This is a genomic window from Mitsuaria sp. WAJ17 (genome assembly GCF_014174515.1).
GTDB lineage: Bacteria > Pseudomonadota > Gammaproteobacteria > Burkholderiales > Burkholderiaceae_C > Roseateles_B.
Map to the genome: position 1 here is coordinate 1 of NZ_JACJUG010000093.1, position 791 is coordinate 791.

Annotated in this window: 1 protein-coding gene; it reads left to right on the forward strand. The window is 65.6% G+C overall.

From position 1 onward, the window contains the following. Window positions 1-427: 427 nt before the first annotated feature. On the forward strand, window positions 428-791 hold a 364-nt coding region (locus tag H5407_RS23505), incomplete at its 3' end, for a contractile injection system protein, VgrG/Pvc8 family (protein ID WP_255501405.1).

Here is a 791-nt window from a genome sequence, read left to right on the forward strand (position 1 = left end):
CCTTCGACAACCGCCGCCGCACGCGCCGCGGTTTCCTCCCCCGAGGTTTATCCGACACCTGCCCTCAGGTCGGCGTGATGCACGGCCCTGGGCTGCGCGACGGGCAGGTGTCGGACAAACCTAAACTGAAGCCGACATTGCGCGCTGAACGACAGCACCCCGGCACGTGCCCCCGCAGACCAGGGGGGTCTGGCTCACTGCCGTTACGTTTCCCATCGATTCGAACATTTGGTTTCTGCGGGATTCATCTTCTTGCGGACGCTTGCCGCGTCGCTTGAAAGAATCCGCGGGTTTCCGAGGAGATTGTCCTGGCATCGCCCCAGGCCAGCCCTACGGAAACCCACGAAACGCAGCGGCTCCCCGAGCGCGCTGCCCCTCCGCCCCGGCCGGCTAGCCAGCAGAGTGCGGACCAGGGAGGAATCAAGACATGTCATCACAAGCGCTGAGCGAAGCCAGCGGCGCGCTGCTGCAATTCATCCGGGGCCAACGCCAGAACGCGCGGCTGCTGCAGCTGCACTTCCCGCGGGAGGACGGCCCCTCCGCGCTGATGGTGGCCAACCGGCTGGACGCGACGGAAGGCCTCTCGCGCGACTTCCACTTCGTGGTGGAGGTGCTGTCGGACCAGCCGGACATCGCGCTGAAGGACGTGCTGGGCAAGATGGTGAGCATCGAGCTGCTGCGCGACGACGGCAGCTCGCGCTTCTTCAACGGCCATGTCTTCGAGTTCCGCTTCGTCAAGAACGAGGGCGGCTTCGCGTACTACGACATGGTGCTGCTGCCCTGGCTCGCCT